The organism is Proteiniphilum sp. UBA1028 (assembly GCF_002316955.1).
Taxonomy (GTDB): Bacteria; Bacteroidota; Bacteroidia; order Bacteroidales; family Dysgonomonadaceae; genus Proteiniphilum.
In genome coordinates this window covers 25,866-46,626 of record NZ_DCEN01000045.1, presented here as the reverse complement: position 1 = coordinate 46,626, position 20,761 = coordinate 25,866, and the positions used below count along the sequence as shown (strand labels likewise).

At 47.8% G+C, this 20,761-nt stretch carries 9 protein-coding genes and 1 pseudogene; all 10 read left to right on the top strand.

Annotation, left to right across the window (positions count from 1 at the left end):
• Nucleotides 1-16 precede the first annotated feature (16 nt).
• Nucleotides 17-1,771 (top strand): RagB/SusD family nutrient uptake outer membrane protein, encoded by a 1,755-nt coding sequence (locus tag B3Z75_RS07905; RefSeq protein ID WP_294069693.1) that lies wholly within the window; start codon nt 17-19, stop codon nt 1,769-1,771.
• Between the two features lie 204 nt (nt 1,772-1,975).
• Nucleotides 1,976-2,920: a glycoside hydrolase family 43 protein gene (locus B3Z75_RS07900; protein WP_294069690.1), complete on the top strand. Its 945-nt coding sequence runs from the start codon at nt 1,976-1,978 to the stop codon at nt 2,918-2,920.
• A 4-nt stretch (nt 2,921-2,924) separates the two neighbouring features.
• Nucleotides 2,925-6,251 (top strand): MGH1-like glycoside hydrolase domain-containing protein, encoded by a 3,327-nt coding sequence (locus tag B3Z75_RS07895; RefSeq protein ID WP_294069687.1) that lies wholly within the window; start codon nt 2,925-2,927, stop codon nt 6,249-6,251.
• Nucleotides 6,252-6,257: 6 nt separating this feature from the next.
• Entirely contained in the window at nt 6,258-8,963 is a 2,706-nt protein-coding gene (locus B3Z75_RS07890) for a glycoside hydrolase family 78 protein (protein ID WP_294069684.1), read from the top strand.
• A gap of 69 nt (nt 8,964-9,032) precedes the next feature.
• Nucleotides 9,033-10,616 carry a glycoside hydrolase family 28 protein gene (locus B3Z75_RS07885; protein ID WP_414702885.1) on the top strand — a complete coding sequence of 528 codons (1,584 nt, stop codon included), beginning with the start codon at nt 9,033-9,035 and terminating at the stop codon, nt 10,614-10,616.
• A 2-nt stretch (nt 10,617-10,618) separates the two neighbouring features.
• A complete protein-coding gene (locus tag B3Z75_RS07880; RefSeq protein WP_294069682.1) occupies nt 10,619-12,589 on the top strand; it encodes a DUF3826 domain-containing protein in 1,971 nt (656 codons plus the stop codon).
• A gap of 50 nt (nt 12,590-12,639) precedes the next feature.
• Nucleotides 12,640-15,096, top strand: a complete 2,457-nt coding sequence (locus B3Z75_RS07875) for a glycoside hydrolase family 95 protein (RefSeq protein WP_294069679.1) — start codon at nt 12,640-12,642, stop codon at nt 15,094-15,096.
• A 139-nt stretch (nt 15,097-15,235) separates the two neighbouring features.
• Nucleotides 15,236-16,447 carry a glycoside hydrolase family 88/105 protein gene (locus B3Z75_RS07870; RefSeq protein WP_414702886.1) on the top strand — a complete coding sequence of 404 codons (1,212 nt, stop codon included), beginning with the start codon at nt 15,236-15,238 and terminating at the stop codon, nt 16,445-16,447.
• 7 nt (nt 16,448-16,454) lie between these two features.
• Nucleotides 16,455-17,909, top strand: a complete 1,455-nt coding sequence (locus tag B3Z75_RS07865) for a glycoside hydrolase family 140 protein (RefSeq protein ID WP_414702884.1) — start codon at nt 16,455-16,457, stop codon at nt 17,907-17,909.
• Between the two features lie 12 nt (nt 17,910-17,921).
• Nucleotides 17,922-20,761: pseudogene (locus tag B3Z75_RS07860) on the top strand (family 78 glycoside hydrolase catalytic domain); the annotation flags it as partial.

The following is a 20,761-nucleotide window of genomic DNA, read 5'->3' as shown; positions in this document are numbered from 1 at the left end:
CTAATAATTATCGAAAATGAAAAAAATATATCTGATCCCTATTTTGTTAATAGCGATGTTTATCCGGTGTTCCGACTTTCTGGATCAGGATAACAGATCAAACGTTCCGTCGGATGATTTTTACAAAACTTCGGCTGGATTTGAAAGTTTGACCAACAGTGCCTATTCGTCACTGCGTAGCATATATAATATGCAACCTCTGATTTTCTGTGCCGGTACCGATATTTATGGGGATGGCAAAACGCAGGGAGTGGTAATGAATTATTATAAATCGCTACTCCCATCAGAAAGTAACGTGCTTAATTTTTATACCCGCTGTTACCAGGGAATTCAATTGGCCAATAGTGTCATCTACTATGGTGACATGACGGAAGAGAGTGCAGTGCGTGCTCAGTACGTAGACGAGGCCCGTTTTATTCGTGCTTTTTATTACTTTCAGCTGGTTCAGCAATTTGGAGCAATTCCATTGACCAAAGAGATGTATACTGGGGCTGTGATGAATTTTGAGCGCACAAGTCTCAAAGAGGTATATGAGTTTATTATATCAGAATTTACTTCATTGGCAGGCAATGAATCACGTTTGAAAGGACGGGATGATTCGGGTGTTGGCAGAGCCAATAAACGGGCAGCAGCCTTTTTCGCTTCGAAAGCTTTTCTTACCCGTGCTTACCTGAATGGACAAGGTTATGAGTCACTGGAAGAGAATATTGCACAGGCTACTGATTTTCAGAGTGCCATCACCTACGCTCTTCAGGCTATAGATGGAAAGAGTCCTTCTCTTTCAATTGATGATGTATTTAGTGTCGATAACGAGGAGAATGAAGAGCTATTCTGGTCCGTTCAATTCAGTGCGGCATCAATGGAAAATCCTTCTTCAGACGGTAGTTACCAGCAGTCTCAGTTCGGTGCATATCTTGGAGGTTCGGAGTACCAGCTTAATAAGTCGATAGACGGGAATTTGTCTCCGGCATTGAACCTCTTTCAGAAATATTCAAAAGGAGATGGACGTCTGGAGCAGACATTTATGCTGGAGTTACACGGAACCTATGCTCCCACATTTCAACAGAGCAAAAATGGTTATTTTAATTATTATACAGCTCCAACCACAACGCCTATTTGGGTCTATTATGCACCACACTGGGCGACAGACGCAGATATCGCAGCCTGGAAGGCGGACGATCCTCATGGAATTAAAACCAATGCCATAATATCAAAAACGCTGGCTTCGGGTGGGGAAGCTCCCAATACCGGAGATGGCTCCACTGCAACATGGGAGGCAAGACGTCATATGGATTTCGGAGTCCCGTGTATAAAGAAGTTTGATGATTATACAAGTGTCTCGAATCGCAGTTCGACCTGCAGTACGCATGATGTGGTTGTAGCCCGCTTGGGAGAGGCTTACCTGATTGCTGCAGAGGCGTATATAGGTGCCGGAAAGCCAAACGAAGCTTCACAGATGATCAACAAGTTACGCAGTAGGCCGGGAACAATCAAAGATGGCTTTTTGACAGAAATGGCTGTTTCGGCATCTGACATGGATATTGATTTCATATTGGATGAGAGAGCGCGTGAGATGGCAGGTGAGTATGTCAGATGGACCGACTTGAAGAGAACCCACAAGCTGGTTGAATATGTCACAAGATACAACGAAGACGGGGTGTCCGAATCCGATATGAAGGGAGCCGATGGAAATTATAAATTTCTTCGCCCCATTCCTCAGGATGCCATTGATAAGAATCAGACAAAAGTGGCTCAAAATCCGGGATATTGATCATCATTTGTATACTTAGCGTAAGCATATATCTAATCTTTTTTGGAAACAATCAAGGGACTCGGTTACACCTGAATATTTTGGTTGTAACTGAGTCTCTTTTTTCGCACGCAAACTGCGTATGGTTATGCAATGCTCTTTGAGTACAAAACAGTACACATCCCGTCTTTAAGAAGCAATTGTGCTTGTTTTATTTGTAACGTGATGAAAAATAATCTCTTGTTATTTACCTCTGTTTTGTTCTTTTTCCTTATTTCATGCAATTCGAAGGAAAGGGAGTATTACCTGTTTACCTCATTTCATGAACCGGCTAACGAGGGCCTTCGGTATCTATACAGTGAAGATGGATATCATTGGGACAGTATTCCGGGAATATTCCTGAAACCGGATATCGGCAAACAACAGCTGATGCGAGATCCCTCCATTGTGAAAGGCCCCGGTGATGTGTATCATTTAGTCTGGACCACGAGCTGGAAGGGCGATCTGGGTTTCGGCCATGCACAATCGAAAGATCTGATTCACTGGTCGGAGCAAAAGATGATTCCGGCCATGACGGACACCACAACGGTGAATGTATGGGCACCGGAGATTTTTTATGACGATGTAAATGATCAGTATATTGTTGTGTGGGCATCCTGTGTGCCGGGAAAATTTGAAAACGGCGTGGAGGATGAATATAACAATCACCGTCTCTATTACCTGACAACAAAAGATTTCGAGACTTTTTCACCCACAAAGTTATTTCTTGATCCCGGCTTCAGTGTGATTGATGCAACCATCGTCAAAAGATCTGCAGACGATTATGTGCTCGTGCTGAAGGATAATACAAGGCCGAACCGGAATTTGAAGGTTGCCTTTGCCAAATCACCCGTCGGACCGTATAGCGACGTGTCTGATCCTTTCACCGGTGAGTTTATTGAAGGACCCACCGTAACCAAAGTGGGAGAAGACTACCTGATCTATTTTGATATGTATCGTGAGAAAATTTATGGAGCCATGAGGACATCCGATTTCATTGATTTTTTGGATGTTAACGGTGAGATAACGGTCCCCGCCGGACACAAGCACGGTACGATAACGAAAGTACCCGCATCGGTGCTGGAAGGATTGAAAAAGCATTCCATACACCATAATGAAAAAAACTTATAACGCTATGAATATAAATATCCCCCTTTTTTATTTATTGGTGTTGTTGATATGTGCTCCTGTCCAAGCCTACGCGCAGGATCGGCCATATTACACCGGGAGTGAGCTTTCCAATCCTGCCTCTCACGACGGACAGCTATCGCCGGTTGTGGGAGTACACAATGTGCAGGTTATGCGTGCCAACAGAGAACATCCGGATGCTTCAAACGGGTTCGGATGGACCTATAATCATCAGCCGATGCTGGCATACTGGAACGGGAAGTATTATCTGGAGTACTTGTCCGACGAAGTGGGAGAGCATATACCTCCCTCGCAGACATTTCTTATGACTTCGGAAGATGGATACAGCTGGAAAGGCCCCGTAGTGTTATTTCCACCCTACGATGTTCCCGACGGATTTACCAAGCCTGAGAACAAAAATGTGGCAAAGGGACTGCAGGCAATCATGCATCAGAGGGTGGGTTTTTATGTCTCTACATCGGATCGCCTCATTGCAATGGGGTATTACGGCATTGCATTGGACGACAAAGATGATCCCAACGACGGAAACGGAATTGGAAGAGTGGTGCGCGAGATCAGGAAGGATGGCTCTCTGGGTCCAATTTATTTTATTCGCTACAATCATCAGTTCAATGAGGAAAACACCCACTATCCCTATTTTGAAAAAAGCAGAGACAGGGAATTTGTGAAAGCTTGCAGGGAAATTTTGAATAACCCGCTTTATATGATGCAATGGGTGGAGGAGTCGGACAGAAATGACCCGTTGATTCCACTGAAGAAGCAATACAAGGCATTTTCTTACTATCACCTTCCCGACAGCAAAGTGGTGGGCTTGTGGAAACATGCATTGACCTCTGTCAGCAACGATGGTGGAAAAACATGGCTGGAACCGGTGGAGAGGGCAAAAGGATTTATCAACAGCAATGCGAAAATTTGGGGACAGCGGTTGAGCGACGGTACCTATGCAACGGTCTATAATCCTGCAGAGTTCAGATGGCCTTTGGCCATTTCGCTTAGTAGCGACGGACTTGAGTACAAAACATTAAATCTTGTTCACGGGGAGATTACTCCCATGCGATACGGAGGAAACTACAAATCATACGGTCCCCAGTATGTTCGTGGCATACAGGAAGGCAACGGTACGCCTCCCGATGGCGATTTGTGGGTTACCTACAGCGTGAACAAGGAGGATATGTGGGTTTCCCGCATCCCTGTACCGGTGAGACTGGAAGCTACAGCCCATGCAAATGATCAATTGAACGGCAAAGAGAGCGTGGCAGAGTTAAGCAATTGGAACATTTATTCTCCAATATGGGCTCCGGTGTCACTCGGAAAGAAAAATGGACATACATGGCTGGTGCTAAAGGATAAGGATCCTTTCGATTATGCCAAAATAGAACGAAAGATACCGAAAACGGCGGAGCTGGGTGTCACCTTCAAATTTATGACGGAACAGATTTCGAATGGCACTCTGCAGATTGAGTTCCTGGATGAGAACGGAATTGCCTGTTCCCGACTGGAGTTCACCCCGGAAGGATTTTTTCGTGCCAAAGGTGGTGCACGCTTCTCCAACATGATGCATTTCGAACCAAATAGAGAGTATGAGATAAGGGCGGAATTATCGGCTTCCAACAACGAAATACAAATCTATGTAGATGATAAAAGAGTGGGAGTAAGGAGGTTCTTCGCTCCCGTTCATTCTATCGAAAGAATTGTTTTCAGAACAGGCGAGATCCGTCAGCACCCATCGCCGGAAACGCCGGCCGATAATTTTGAGGATCTGCCGAATGCGGGTGCACAGGATCCTCTGGTAACCTATTATATCAGAGGATTTCAGACAGTAGATTTGGATAAAAAACAAGGGGGGGCGATACTCCGCTACGACAGCTTCAGCCATTATGCCGATTACTTCAACCGGATGGAAGATGAAAACATCGCTCAGGCAATCTCCAACAATGCATCGGGCGAATGGATGAAAAGAAACATTCCTCTGTTTGAATGCCCCCAGAAGAACTTTGAAGAGATTTACTACTTCCGCTGGTGGTCTTTGCGGAAACACATCAAAGAGACACCCATAGGATATGTCATGACTGAGTTTCTGGTGAACAGGTCTTATGCCGACAAGTACAACATGATTGCCTGTGCATTTGGTCATCATATATATGAATCGCGATGGCTTCGTGACCCTCAATATCTCGATCAGTATATCCATGCGTGGTACAGGGGAAATGAGGGGAAACCGATGGGAAAGTTCGGTAACTTCAGCTCATGGGCTGCAGATGCTATTTACAACCGCTATCTTGTCGACAAAGATACGACTTACCTTGTCGACTTGCTGCCCGATCTGCATGCCGAATACCAGCGTTGGGAGGAGAGTCACCGGTTGCCCAATAAACTTTTCTGGCAGGGAGATGTGCAGGATGGAATGGAAGAATCGATCAGTGGCGGGAGAAGAAAAAAATATGCACGTCCAACCATCAACAGTTACATGTATGGAAATGCCGATGCACTGGCGAAAATATTTTCGTTGACAGAGAATGAGCAAATGGCGAAAACATATCAGTTGAAAAGGGATACAATAAAAGAACTGGTAACCGGGAATCTCTGGAACGACCAACATGCCTTTTTTGAAACACACAGAGGCGATTCACTGGCAAACGTGAGAGAAGCTATCGGATATATTCCCTGGTACTTTAACCTGCCGGACAACGGTAAATACGATGTTGCATGGAAACAGGTCTCGGACGAAAGCGGATTTTTGGCACCTTACGGGCTGACTACGGCAGAGCGCCGTCATCCCTTATTCCGTATGGCCGGATGTTGCAAATGCGAATGGGACGGCGCAATATGGCCTTTTGCAACGAGTCAGACCATGACCGCCATGGCCAACTTCATGAACAACTATACTCAAAACACAGTAAGTGACAGCACCTATTTTCGGTTGATGGAACGCTATGTGGAGTCGCAGTATCACAGAGGACGCCCCTACATTGGTGAATATCAGGATGAGATAACCGGTTACTGGCTGAAAGGCGACCAGGAAAGAAGCCGGTATTACAATCATTCAACCTTTAACGATCTAATCATCACGGGACTGATTGGCCTTCGCCCGCAGGAGGACAATACCCTTGTCGTGAATCCGCTATTGCCGGAGGATACCTGGAATTGGTTTTGTCTCGATAATGTGCCATATCACGGCAGGATGATCACCATCCTGTGGGATAAATATGGTGATCGTTACCATCAGGGAAAAGGGTTCATTATCTTTGTGGATGGAGTGGTTGTGGGGAAATCTACTCATCTGGAAAAAATGGTTTGTGAAGATGTTTTATAGAATATCATGAAAGGAAAATTTTCGCTGGTATCACTCAGCATGCTCTTTCTCTGTTTCGTGCAGATCAGGGCTTTTGAACCGGTTCATCTTACCTGTGATCAGATGGAATCTCCCCTCATGGTGACCTCCGCATATCCCGAGTTCGGATGGCAGATCATCTCCGAGGACAACGGCACACGTCAGACCGCATACGAGATGGAAATATACGATGTTTCCGAAGGACCGGAGATCCTGTTTTGGGCTACTGGAAAAATTGGTTCCGCACAGAGTCATTATATACGTTACAGTGGCGAGAGACTTCCGCAACCGCTGAAAAAATATCGCTGGAGAGTGAGGGTGTGGAATGAAAAGGATCTTCCCTCGGCATGGAGCGAAAGCAGCTACTTCCGGATGGCCCCCTCGGCGGTGTTTCTCAATGCAGCGTGGATCGGCTCAATCTCGCGAGAGGATGCGAAACTTCCCAGGGGTAGAAAATTTCACTCTACCGTGTTGAAAAGACCCGAGAACAAGATGATGTGGGAGCAGGTGAATCCGCTCTCCCACAAGAGTATCTATCTGCGCCATACCTTTACATCGGAGAAGGCTATTCAAGAGGCTGTGGCCTATGTGAGCGGACTTGGTCAGTATGAGCTTTCGTTGAACGGGGAAAAGGTAGGGGAGAGTGAATTTGCTCCTTTGTTAAGTGATTACGACAAAACGGTCTATTATAATGCCTATGATGTAACAGCACACCTGACAACCGGCGCAAATGCAATTGGCGTCCTGTTGGGAAACGGATTTTACAACGTACAGGGGGGAAGGTACCGCAAATTGCTTGTCAGCTTCGGACCTCCTACGCTGTTTTTTAAAATGAGAATTACCTACGCCGACGGTACTGTCCAGGAGGTGCAGTCCGGCGAAAGCTGGAAGTTTAGCTATAGTCCCGTCACCTTCAATTGCATATACGGGGGAGAGGATTACGATGCCACGCTGGAACAGCCGGGCTGGAACAGAGTTGGTTTCGACGACAGCGAATGGCAGCCGGTTGTAATTCAGGAGGCACCCCGGGGGAAGCTGAGAGCACAGCAGGCAGCCCCGGTGAAAATCATGGAACGCTATGCTCCAAAAGAGATCAATAGACTGTCCGATAGTCGCTTTATTCTGGATATGGGACAGAACCTTGCCGGCTTCCCGGAGATCGTGGTCGACGGACAAAAGGGAGATACCATCCGGCTGACCGTGGGAGAATCTTTGAACGAAGACGGAACTGTCAGCCAAAAACAGACCGGAAGCAAGCATTATTATCAATACATCCTGAAGGGAGAGGGAGATGAGTATTGGCATCCTCGATTCTCCTATTACGGATTCCGCTATATTCAGGCAGATTTGTTTGCCAGCGACAATCGCAGCAATGTCATCTTGCCGGAGATCAAAAAAATTAACGCCTGCTTTATTTACAATTCAGCCGAAAAAATATCAACGTTCGAAAGCTCAAACAACATCTTTAACAATGCCCACAGAATTATTGGCAATGCGGTAAGGAGCAATATGCAGGCCCTGTTTACCGATTGCCCCCACCGAGAAAAGCTGGGCTGGCTGGAACAGGTGCATCTGAACGGGCCGGGGCTCTATTACAACTACGACCTGCGAACGTTTATCCCTAAAGTGATGCAGGATATCAGGGACGCACAGCTTCCGAACGGACTGGTGCCCAGCATTGCGCCCGAGTACGTGGAGTTTGACGGTGCTTTCCGGGATTCGCCGGAGTGGGGAAGCTCTTCGGTGTTTATACCCTGGATGTATTATCTCTATTATGGGGACAATTCGCTGATTAAGGAGTATTATGACGTAATGAAGGGGTATGTGGATTACCTTTCCACCACGTCCACAGATCACATTGTTTCACATGGACTGGGCGACTGGTATGATTATCACGGTGAACGGGCCGGATTCTCAAAGAATACCCCTGTGCCGCTGGTGGCTACGGCGCACTACTACCAGGATCTCACACTGCTCAGCAAGGCAGCCGCCATGATTGGGGAGAAAGCGGATGAGATCACCTATCATCAGCTTGCCTGCCGGGTAAAAGCTGCTTTTAATAACCAGTTTCTGGATGAGAAAACCTTTCAGTATGGTTCAGGGAGTCAGGCTTCCAACGCGATCCCTCTCTTTTTTGAAATGGTGGACGAGGAGAAAAGGGAGCAGGTGCTCGCCAATCTGGTAAAAGATATTCAAAAGCATGGAAACCGGTTAACCACCGGAGATGTGGGGAACCGGTATCTCTTTCAGACATTGGCTGGAAATAACATGAACGAGCTGATGTACAGGATGCACAATCACGAGGAAGTTCCGGGTTATGGATTTCAGGTGAAATTTGGAGCGACCACCCTCACCGAACAGTGGGATCCACGGGAGGGAACATCCTGGAACCATTTTATGATGGGACAGATCGATGAATGGTTCTTTTCCTGGCTGGCAGGAATACAGCCCGATATGGATAGTCCCGGATACAAAAAGTTTCGGATCGTACCCCAGGTGGTGGGTGACCTCACGCACGTTTCGGCCTCAACAAAAACAATCTATGGGAAAATTGCGGTGGACTGGAAAGTCGAGAATGGTCTGTTTACCCTGCATGTTCAGATTCCCGTAAATACAGAGGCAAGCATTGTCCTCCCCGGTAAAGAAACGCACGTGGTGGGAAGCGGGAAACATACTTTTACCCGGAAATTATAATCCGGACATATCGTCGAGTCGCCATTAATTCAGTATATTCGTACTAACATCCATAATAATTATAGTAGCATGAAAAGAGGATCTCTACCATTATTTATTCTGATAAGCTTTCTGTTTTCGTCTCAGTTGAATGCCAAAACAGTGAATATGAAACTGCTGGGTGCCGACGACAGCGGCAATGTCATTAACACGGAGCTGATAAACAGAACCATTGCCGATTTGTCGGATGAAGGTGGCGGAACACTTTATTTTCCGGCAGGAACATACCTCACCGGTGCTGTCAAACTGAAAAGTAACATCACCATAGAACTTGAGTCGGGAGCGACCTTGCTTTTTTCTGATAATTTTGACGATTACCTCCCTTTTGTAGAGATGCGCTACGAGGGAGTCCTGATGAAGAGCTTCTCCCCTCTTTTTTATGCGGTTGAAGAGGAAAATATCACCATCAAGGGAAGAGGGACCATCGATGGGCAGGGCAAAAAATGGTGGGATGAGTTTTATCGTGTAATTGTTGACATTCGGAATAATGGCGTGAGAGATTTGAATAAATATCAGTTTATGTGGAAGAGTGCCAACAATGTGGAAGAACTTTACAGGCTCACGAATTCAGACTATACCGGCACATTGGACCGACGCTTTTTTCGGCCTCCGTTGTTTCAAACCCTCCGGTGCAAAAATATCCGGATAGAGGGTGTCCATGTTATCAATTCGCCCTTCTGGACCCTCAACCCGGAATTTTGTGAGAATATCACCATCACCGGTGTCACCATCAATAACCCCGATTCTCCCAATACCGACGGCATCAATCCCTCCTCGTGCAAGAATGTGCATATCTCCGACTGTCATATTACGGTGGGAGATGATTGTATCACGCTGAAGTCGGGCCGCGACGAGCAGGCTCGCAACCTGGCTGTTCCCTGCGAAAACATCACCATCACAAACTGCACCATGCTGTCGGGACACGGTGGAGTGGTCATCGGCAGTGAAGTGAGCGGCGATGTGAGAAAGGTGACGATCTCCAATTGCGTGTTCGACGGAACCGACAGGGGTATCCGGCTAAAATCCACCCGTGGCAGGGGAGGCATTGTGGAGGAGATCAGGGTAAGCAACATCGTGATGAAAAATATACAAAAAGAGGCAGTCATCATGAACCTGAAATATAGCAATATGGATCCCGAGCCTGTTTCGGAGAGAACGCCGGTATTCCGAAATATTCATATCTCGGGACTTACCGGTACGGATGTAAACCGGGCCATCGAGATCGTCGGCCTGGAAGAGATGACGGTGTCGGACGTATCATTGAGCAACATTAATATTCAGTCTAAGGAGGGAGCAAGAATCGATTATGCAAAAAATATTCTCATGAGGGATGTGCGGATCGACAGCTCATCCCCCTTTGAGGTGCTGAACTCAGAAAATATAACCATGCACAATGTGTGGACAGGAACACCGGATGTGGAGAAGCCATTTATGCACGTCAAGAATTCAAAAGATCTTTTTATCCAGGGCTGCTTCCCCATGCCCGGCAACAGGTCGTTCATACAGCTGGATGGTAAAAATGAGGGTATCGTGCTTAAAAACAACTATTTTGGCCGAATCGACACTGTCGTAGATGTCGAGGGCAATGATAAGTCCAAACCGATAATTGAATAACGATGAAAAAAAATGCAGGTATAGGATTGTTGCTGTTGGTCGCAACCATAACGGTCTGTCACGCACAACAGGTATACGAGAACAGGTTCGAAAGACCGTTGAGTGATGTGTTGAAGGATATCTCAGTCAGGTTTGATGTCTCTGTTTCCTATGATATTGATACTGCCGGATTGGTACTTCCTTACGCCGACTTCAGAATACGTCCCTATTCGGTGGAAGAATCTCTGACGAATGTGCTGGCACCTTTCGATTATAAGTTTATAAAACAGGGCGACCGGCATTATAAGCTGAAGAGTTATGAATATGCACGCAGGACGCCGGAGGATGGTGAAAAAATGCTTGCCTACCTGTCATCACTCTACCCCGATAAAGAACGTTGGGAACAACGAAAAAAGTGTCTGCAGCGTGAAGTCAGGGATAATCTCGGTATAGACCCGCTGCTTGCCAAAAGGGTACATTCAAAACCTATTTTATCGAAAACAAGGAAATTCGATGGTTATTCGGTACAAAATTTTGCTCTTGAAACATTGCCGGGTCTTTATGTGGCAGGCTCCATCTATGCCCCTCTCTCCAAAGGGAAACACGCATTGATCATCTCCCCCAACGGACATTTTGCAGATGGTCGTTACCGCGAGGATCAGCAACTCAGGATGGGCACACTTGCGAGAATGGGAGCCATTACGGTGAGCTACGACCTGTTTGGATGGGGCGAATCTGCCCAGCAGGTCGGCAATGCATCGCATCGCTCAAGCGCGGCACATATAATTCAGGCAATGAACGGCATCACCATTCTTGATTATATGCTCACAAGAGAAGATGTGGACAGAGAGAGAGTAGGGGCTACGGGCGGATCGGGCGGAGGGTCTCAGGCCATTTTACTGTCGGTCCTCGATGAGCGCTATAAAGCGGTGGCTCCGGTGGTGATGCTGGCTTCCCATTTCGACGGAGGATGTCCCTGCGAAAGCGGCATGCCGGTTACGCTCTCTTGCGGAGGAACCAACAACGCAGAGCTGATTGCCATGTTTGCTCCCCGGCCGCTGCTGGTGGTTTCGGACGGGAAGGACTGGACAGCGAGTGTTCCTGCACTGGAGTATCCTTATCTGCAAAACATATATGCATTTTATGATGCAGCAGAGAATGTGCAAAATGTGCACTTCCCCGAAGAGGGACATGATTTCGGAATCAACAAGAGAAAGGCAGTCTACGATTTTTTTGCCGCTGTCTTCTCTCTCGACAGGTCGATGCTGAATGAAAGCAATGTCAGGATTGAACCGGAGGATGAGTTAAAAATATTTGGCAAAGAGGGTGAATTGTATCCCGAGCATGCCATTCGATCTTTTGAACAATTATCGGAATACTTTAACAAAGGCCTCTATGCAGATTTATTGTCCGATTTGTCTATCGAGAAGAAAGCAGCCGGATGGGTAGCCTCTCTCGGGCTACAGCGCAAGGAGGATGTCTCGCATCTGAATACACTGATTTATAACCACCTGAGAGCCGTGAGGGACTGGCATAACAACCATCCGTTCACCACTGTTCCCGAGGGGATCAATCCCACGACCGGCCAGCCACTCAGCAAACTCGACCGTGAGATGATTGCCGATTCCGCAATGCCCGGAGAAGTTCACGAGAAGCTGATGAGCGGACTTCGCCGCGTGCTCAGTGAGCAACAAGTAGAGGCAGTGCTGGATAAATACACGGTAGGAAAGGTCGATTTTACCATGCGGGGTTATAAAGCGATCGTTCCTGATTTAACGCCCGAAGAAGAAGCCACAATCTTATCCTATCTGAAGCAGGCGCGCGAACAGGCCATCGATTATAAAAACATGAATCAGATCTCGGCAATTTTCGAAATATATAAAACAAAATGCGAGCAGTATCTGATCGGTAACGGCAGAAACTGGCGCCAATTGTACAAAGATTTTGTCAAGAAGGTGAACGAGGAAAAGAAAAAGAAAAAGAATAAGAAATAGACGGGACGACAAGTAGTCTCACATAAAATTAATTGTTTGAAGCAGATAAGATGAAGAAGAACCAGATTCCTATAACGTGTTTATTGACTTTTTTCCTGCTGATTCATGTTTCAGGAAGCGTTGCGCAGGTACACAAACTTTGGTACGAGAAGCCGGCTTCCACCTGGACGGAGGCATTGCCTCTCGGGAATGGCAGGATAGGGGCGATGGTGTATGGTAATCCGTCGATCGACCAGATCCAACTGAACGAAGAGACCATCTGGGCGGGGCGGCCGAACAGCAATGCGAATCCGGAAGCATTGGAAAACATCCCCAAGGTGCGCGATTTGGTGTTCGCCGGTAAATATCAAGAAGCACAGGACCTGGCAACCGAAAAGGTGATGTCAAACACAAACTCGGGGATGCCCTATCAGCCCTTCGGCGACCTGAGATTGTCGTTCCCGGGCCATGGAAAGTACGCCGGATATTACAGAGAACTGGACCTGGATTCGGCAAAGGCACTGGTCGCCTATCAAGTGGACGGCATCACCTTCAAAAGAGAGTATATCACCTCTTTCGCGGATCAGGTGTTGCAAATCCGGTTGACGGCTGATAAAAGAAATGCAATCACTTTTAATGCGCAACTGACCTCTCCGCACAGGGACGTGAAAATTGGCACGGGTGCGGATCATATTTCGTTATCGGGGGTGACCTCTACCCACGAAAGAGTGTCGGGAAGGGTACGATTTCAGGGACGTGCTTCCGTGGAAGCCACCGGTGGAAAGGTGATCTTCAGAGACGGTGTAATTTCCGTCGAAAATGCGGATGAGGTGATTGTCTATGTTTCCATCGCGACAAATTTTATCAACTATCAGGATATTTCCGGCGATGAGGTGAAGCTTGCTTCGGATTATTTACAGAAAGCAAAAGCCAATAATTTCAACAGATCGAAAGAGGCACACGTGGCCCACTACCGGCAGTTTTTGGATAGGACAACGCTGTATCTGGGTGAAGATATGTATGCAGATGTTCCTACCGACCTGCGCATTCAGCGGTTTAAAGAAACCAATGATTCACATCTTGTGGCCACTTATTTCCTGTTCGGACGTTATCTGCTCATCTCAAGCTCTCAGCCGGGGGGACAGCCTGCCAACCTGCAGGGTATCTGGAACGATGCCCTCTTTCCTTCGTGGGACAGCAAATATACTACCAACATCAACCTCGAAATGAATTACTGGCCGGCAGAGGTGACGAACCTGCAGGAGCTGAACGAACCTCTCTTCAGGTTGATAAAGGAGGTTGCAGAAACCGGCAGGGAGACGGCAAAAATCATGTATGGTGTTGATGGATGGGTGCTGCATCATAACACCGATATCTGGCGTATTACAGGTCCTGTGGACCGGGCTGCTTCGGGAATGTGGCCGTCCGGCGGAGCCTGGTTGTGCAGGCATCTATGGGAACATTTTCTCTACACCGGCGATCTTGATTTCCTGCGCGAAGCCTATCCGATATTAAAAGGGGCAGCGCTATTCTTTGATCAAATCATGGTGCATGAACCGGAAAATGGCTGGCTGGTGGTGGCTCCCTCCAACTCTCCCGAAAATGTACATGCCGGAAGCGGAGGCAAGGCAACCACTGCGGCTGGAGTTACCATGGACAATCAACTGGTGTTTGAATTGTGGAATACGGTAATCGCCGCTTCTTCTGTCTTGGATATAGACAAAGAGTACGCAACGCATCTGAAAAAACGTCTGCCGGAGCTGGCGCCCATGCAAATAGGAAGATGGGGACAGTTGCAGGAGTGGATGCACGACTGGGACGATCCCAACGATACGCATAGGCATGTATCCCATTTATACGGGTTGTTTCCAGGCAATCAGATTTCACCTTTCCATACCCCCGGGCTCTTTGATGCGGCACGTACCTCGCTAATCCACCGGAAAGGCCCCTCCACCGGCTGGTCGATGGGGTGGAAGGTATGCCTGTGGGCACGTCTGCTCGACGGTGAACAAGCTTACCAGCTGATTACCGATCAGTTGACGCTCGTCAGAGAGAATTCAGGCCCGGGCGGAACCTATCCCAATCTCTTCGATGCACATCCACCCTTTCAGATTGATGGAAATTTCGGTTGTGCAGCAGGTATTGCTGAAATGTTGATGCAAAGCCACGATGGCTTTATCTATCTGCTTCCGGCGTTGCCCGATAATTGGCAGGAGGGATATATAAAAGGATTGCTCGCCCGGGGTGGGTTCGAACTGGACATCCAATGGCGTGAGGGAGAGGTCAGTGAGGTCAAAATCACTTCGAACAATGGAGGCAACTGCCGTATCCGTTCAAACAGCGAACTGAAAGGGAAAGGGTTGAGAAAAGCATCCGGGGCAAATTCCAACAGATTATATGATACACCGGTTATTCCCGAGCCACAGAATCACTCTGAGGTGGAACTGAATAAACCGGTTTTGCCAAAAGTGTATACGGTTGATCTGAAGACCGAAAAGGGTAAATCATATATCCTCTACAGAAAATAATCAATAATTAAAGCTTTGCATGCAACATATACCGCTAAGTCATCGACTGACAATGTTTTGTTACGCTGTATTCAATTCAATATAAACATGCGAAACTTGAATCAATAACATGCAAATAAAAAATTATCCAATGTGCTATATGAAAAATATGTTGTTTATGGTTACCGCTGCCATATCGTTGTCGCTGCTTTCCTGCAAGGGAAGTGAAAAAGCTGTTGAGCAGCGTTGGTCAGAAAAAATGGCCGTTTCCGAAATGACCCGTTTTCCGGAACTGTGGATGATAGAGAATGCCTCAAAACCCAAATGGAGTTACACGTTCGGACTGGTGGCCAAATCAATGATCGAATTATGGAAGGAAACGGGAAATCAGCAATATTTTGATTATGCCAAAGGATATGCGGACAGTCTGATCACCATGGATGGGAGCATCAAAACCTATTCGATGGATTCATACAACATCGACCATATCAGTCCGGGGAAAATACTCTTCGATTTGTATGCCGAAACCGGGGATCTCCGATATAAAAAAGCAATCGATACCCTCTATACCCAGTCGCTGACCCATCCGCGTACATCGGAGGGCGGCTTCTGGCACAAACGCAAGTACCCCCATCAGATGTGGCTCGACGGTATTTATATGGCATCGCCCTTTTTGGCACAGTATGCGGCAACCTTCAGCGAGCCTGACTTGTATGACGATGTGGTTCATCAGGTTACCCTCATCGATGCCCATACTTTCGATGAGGAGAGCGGACTCTTTTTTCACGGCTGGGATGAGTCGCGTCAGCAGGCATGGGCCGATAAAGAGACCGGAACATCGCCCGGATTCTGGTCGCGCAGCATGGGGTGGTACGGAGCCGCCATCGTGGATCTGCTCGACCACCTGCCGGAGAATCACCCGGGACGTGACAGCTTACTGGGGATAACCGAAAGGCTGGCGTCGGGGATCAAAAAGTACCAGGATCCAACGACCGGTGTATGGTATCAGGTGACAGATCAAGGAGACAGGGAAGGGAATTACCTGGAATCATCGGGATCGGCACTCTTTGTCTATTTCCTGGCAAAGGCGCTCAATAACAACTATATTGATGAAAGTTACCGGGAGGTTGCACTGAACGGGTTCGAAGGCATCATCCACAATTTTATAAAGTCCGAAGAAGATGGTTCTTATACAATTACAAACTGCTGTGCAGTAGCGGGACTGGGAGGAAATGGCATCACAGGCCACCCCAGGGATGGCTCGTTCAAATACTACATCAGTGAGCCGGTAATAGAAAATGATCCGAAGTCAACAGGATCGTTCATCCTGGCAGCATTGGAAATAGAGAAATTGAAGGAATCTATAAAATAAATAATATATGAACAAGGGTAAATATCTGATTACAATAGCAATTAGCCTTTTTTGGATTACAACTGCCATGGCACAGGAGACCTATATTCCATGGGAAAACGGTAAACTACAGGTAAATAAAGGAAACCGCTACCTTCAACATGAAAATGGAACCCCCTTTTTCTGGTTGGGTGACACAGGCTGGTATCTTCCGGCCCGATTAAACAGGGATGAAGCGGAATACTATCTGGAGCAGTGCCGACAGAAAGGGTATAACGTAGTACAGGTGATGGTGATGAATACCATGCCGGCCATAAATGTCTATGGAAAATGGGCACTGCCATTCGGATTTGATTTTACAAATATCGATCAGGAGGGCGAGTATGGATACTGGGATCACATGGATTATATCATCGAGGCAGCCGAGCGAAAAGGAATCTATATAGGGATGGTCTGTGTGTGGGGAAGCCCCGTGCAGCAGGGAAAGATGAATGTAGAAGAAGCCCGTCTCTACGGCGAATTTCTTGCCAAAAGGTATCGGGATAATCCCAATATCATCTGGCTGATAGGAGGCGATATCCGGGGGGATGTAAAAACCGAAGTGTGGCAGTCTCTGGCTAAAAGCATCGATGCAAATGACGACAATCATCTGATGACTTTCCATCCCCGCGGCAGGACCATGTCGGGCACCTGGTTCAATAACGAAGAGTGGCTCGACTTCAACATGTTCCAATCGGGACATCGTCGATACGGGCAGCGTAAGGGAGATGGTGAGTATCCCATCATCGAAAATACCGAAGAGGATAACTGGCGGTTTGTGGAGAGTAACAATGCCCTGGAACCGCGGAAACCGGTGATCGACGCCGAACCGATATACGAGGATATTCCCCACGGACTGCATGACGCCAACGAGCTTAAATGGAACGACAACGATGTACGCCGCTACGCCTACTGGTCGGTTTTTGCCGGTTCCTTTGGCCACACATACGGGCATAACTCCATCATGCAGATGAAGAAAGATGGAATTGGCGGTGCTTATGGAGCTCAGAAAACATGGTACCAGGCGCTTAATGATCCGGGGATGAACCAGATGAAGCATTTGAAAAATCTGATGCTCACCTTCCCGTTCTTCGAGCGGGTACCCGACCAGTCGGTGATCGCCGGCACAAACGGTGTCATGTACGACAGGCTCATCGCTACCCGCGGCAACGATTACCTGTTGGTGTATAACTACAGCGGCCGGCCGATGGAGATTGATCTGACTAAAATATCGGGCAGCAAAAAAAATGTATGGTGGTACTTGCCAAAGAATGGACAACTTGAGTTCGTAGGAGCGTTTGATAATAAGGTTACACACTTCTCCCTGGATGAAGGTTACCATTACGGTAACGACAGGGTATTGATCGCGGTAGATGCATCGCGCGACTATATAGATCCCGCGTGGAGCGAATTGCCTGATGCACAGGGGAAAATAAAGAAATAAAAATCGTACATTATGAAAGGGAGAGCAATATTCATATCGATCATCCTTCTTTTATCATCTCTCAGCCCGGTAGCAGCCCGTCTGAGAGTAGGTGATCTAAGGGTGGAGGCACTTGAAAACCCGATAGGCATAGACAGTAGGAACCCGAGATTCAGCTGGCGTATTTTTGCTGAGGAAGAACGGAACGTGATGCAGCACACTTATCATATTATGGTTGCTTCTACCCGCGAAAAACTGGATCAGGGCATTGCCGATATATGGGATTCGGGAGTGGTTGAATCAGAGCAGTCACAATGGGTGTTGTTCGAAGGCGAACCCCTAAAATACAGCAGCTATTACTACTGGAAGGTAAGCGTGACCACCCAAAAAGGCGAAACCACGGAAAGCAGTCCCGCCTACTGGTGTACGGGACTCTTTTCGGAGAACGACTGGAAGTCGCGTTGGATAGGGATGGACAGGGCCTCGGAGTGGGACTCTGAAACACAATGGTCGAGGCTCTCGGCTCGCTACCTTCGGAAAGAGTTTGAGATGAACAAGCCGGTAAAACATGCGGTGGTACATATCTCGGGACAAGGACTCTACGAGCTCTTCCTGAACGGCAAGCGGGTAGGGGATCAGGTACTGGCACCGGCGCCGACCGATTACAGACAGACGCTGCTCTATAACAGTTACGATGTCACCTCCCTACTCAAGGAAAATGGCAATGCCATGGGGGTGACCCTCGGAAACGGCCGCTACTACACCATGAGACAGGATTATAAGCCCTATAAGATTCCCACCTTCGGCTACCCAAAGCTGCGCCTCGCTTTTTATATAGAGTATAAAGACGGAAGCACAGAGGTGATCGGCAGCGATACCTCCTGGAAAATAACTGCCGACGGCCCCATCCGGAGCAATAACGAGTACGACGGGGAAGAGTACGATGCACGAAAAGAGCTGACCGGATGGAGTGAAGTGGGATACGATGACTCCTCCTGGGGGTCCGCTGAACGAGTGGCCATCCCGTACGGGACGCTTAGGGCGCAGATGATGGAAGGAATGAAGGTGGTCGACACCCTGAAGCCCCTCTCGGTCACGCGGCTTGAAGAAGACAAGTATATACTGGATATGGGGCAGAACATGGTTGGCTGGATCCGGATGAAGGTGAAAGGAAACGAGGGAGATACCGTACAGCTTCGTTTTGCCGAGACAGTGCAGGCCGACGGCAACCTCTATCTGGATAACCTGCGGGATGCGAGGGTGACCGACAAATATATTCTCAAGGGAGAGGGCCTGGAAGAGTGGGCTCCGGTATTTGTCTACCATGGTTTCAGGTATGTGGAGGTAACTGGCTATCCGGGAGAGATATCCAAAGATAATTTTATCGGCGAAGTGGTCAATGATCAGATGGAACTCATCGGTACCATAGAGACATCCGACCCTGTAATCAACCAGGTCATGAAAAATGCATTCTGGGGAATACGGGGTAACTACAAGGGAATGCCGATAGACTGTCCCCAGAGAAACGAACGTCAGCCCTGGCTGGGCGACCGGACAATGGGGGGACTGGGCGAGAGTTATCTCTTCGAGCATCAGCAGCTTTACAGCAAATGGGCCGATGATATCCGTGAAGCACAACGTGAAGATGGCACCATTCCCGATGTGGCTCCCGCTTTCTGGAACTACTATTCGGATGTCGTCACCTGGCCTGCCGCTTTCTTTTTCAATGCCGATATGCTCTATAGGCAGTTCGGCAATCTGAAGCCGATTGAGAAAAACTACGAAAGCATGAAAAAGTGGGTCCGCCATATGAAGGATGAGTATATGACAGATGATTACCTCATGCCGCGCGATAAGTATGGCGACTGGTGCGTGCCGCCCGAATCGCCGGAGCTGATTCATGCGCAGGACCCGGGTCGTATTACCAATGGCGAACTGATCGCCACCGCATACTATTTCAAGATTCTTGAATTGATGAAGAAGTTTGCCCTGTTGCAAAACCTTCCGGAAGATGCCGACCGCTATGGTACGCTGGCAGAGAAGGTAAAACAGGGGTTCAATGATGCATTCTTTCATGCCGACAGCCTTTACTACGGGAACAACACGGCAACTGCCAACCTGTTGCCCCTGGCATTCGGAATGATTCCCGAAGCCTGGATACCGGCCGTGGAGAAACATCTGGTGAATGGCATCCTGGAGAACAACCAATACAGTGTCCACATCACCACAGGGGTCATTGGCTCACAGTGGATCCTAAAGGAGTTTGCCCGAATGGGAAGGGCTGATATTGCTTTTCAGTTGGCATCCAATGACACCTATCCCAGCTGGGGCTATATGGCCAAAAAGGGAGCGACAACCATCTGGGAACTCTGGAACGGAGATACAGCAAACCCGGAGATGAATTCAGGCAATCATGTGATGCTGCTGGGTGACTTTATTCCTTTTAGCTTCGAGAATTTGGCAGGGATAAAGTCCGACGATCAGCAGGTGGCCTTCAAGAAGATCATCATGAAGCCCAATTTCGATATTGAAAAATTATCTTTTGTGAATGCTTCCTACAAAACTCCGTACGGAGAGGTGAAAAGTCACTGGAAAAAGAATTTTGAGCAGCTGGAGTGGAGCATCAAGGTGCCGGCCAACAGTACCGCGGAAGTTCATTTCCCGCTCAATAGCCTACACATCAAAGAGGGAGGGAGATTGTTAAAGAGCGGGGAAGGTTACCTGAATGTAAGAACCGGAGGCGACTCCTTCGTGTGTGAAATAGGTTCCGGTGAGTATCGTTTCACCATGGAACTGGATCCAGGGATGGGCCGTTGGAGGAAAGGAATCGTGAAGGAAGAGTTTCTCTATGAAACAGCCCCTTTTCCGGAATG

Coding starts and splice junctions, on each gene's coding strand:
- B3Z75_RS07905 (WP_294069693.1), top strand. CDS start 17: ATGAAAAAAATATATCTGATCCCTATTTTGTTAATAGCGATGTTTATC.
- B3Z75_RS07865 (WP_414702884.1), top strand. CDS start 16,455: ATGAACAAGGGTAAATATCTGATTACAATAGCAATTAGCCTTTTTTGG.
- B3Z75_RS07870 (WP_414702886.1), top strand. CDS start 15,236: ATGAAAAATATGTTGTTTATGGTTACCGCTGCCATATCGTTGTCGCTG.
- B3Z75_RS07885 (WP_414702885.1), top strand. CDS start 9,033: ATGAAAAGAGGATCTCTACCATTATTTATTCTGATAAGCTTTCTGTTT.
- B3Z75_RS07900 (WP_294069690.1), top strand. CDS start 1,976: ATGAAAAATAATCTCTTGTTATTTACCTCTGTTTTGTTCTTTTTCCTT.
- B3Z75_RS07880 (WP_294069682.1), top strand. CDS start 10,619: ATGAAAAAAAATGCAGGTATAGGATTGTTGCTGTTGGTCGCAACCATA.
- B3Z75_RS07895 (WP_294069687.1), top strand. CDS start 2,925: ATGAATATAAATATCCCCCTTTTTTATTTATTGGTGTTGTTGATATGT.
- B3Z75_RS07875 (WP_294069679.1), top strand. CDS start 12,640: ATGAAGAAGAACCAGATTCCTATAACGTGTTTATTGACTTTTTTCCTG.
- B3Z75_RS07890 (WP_294069684.1), top strand. CDS start 6,258: ATGAAAGGAAAATTTTCGCTGGTATCACTCAGCATGCTCTTTCTCTGT.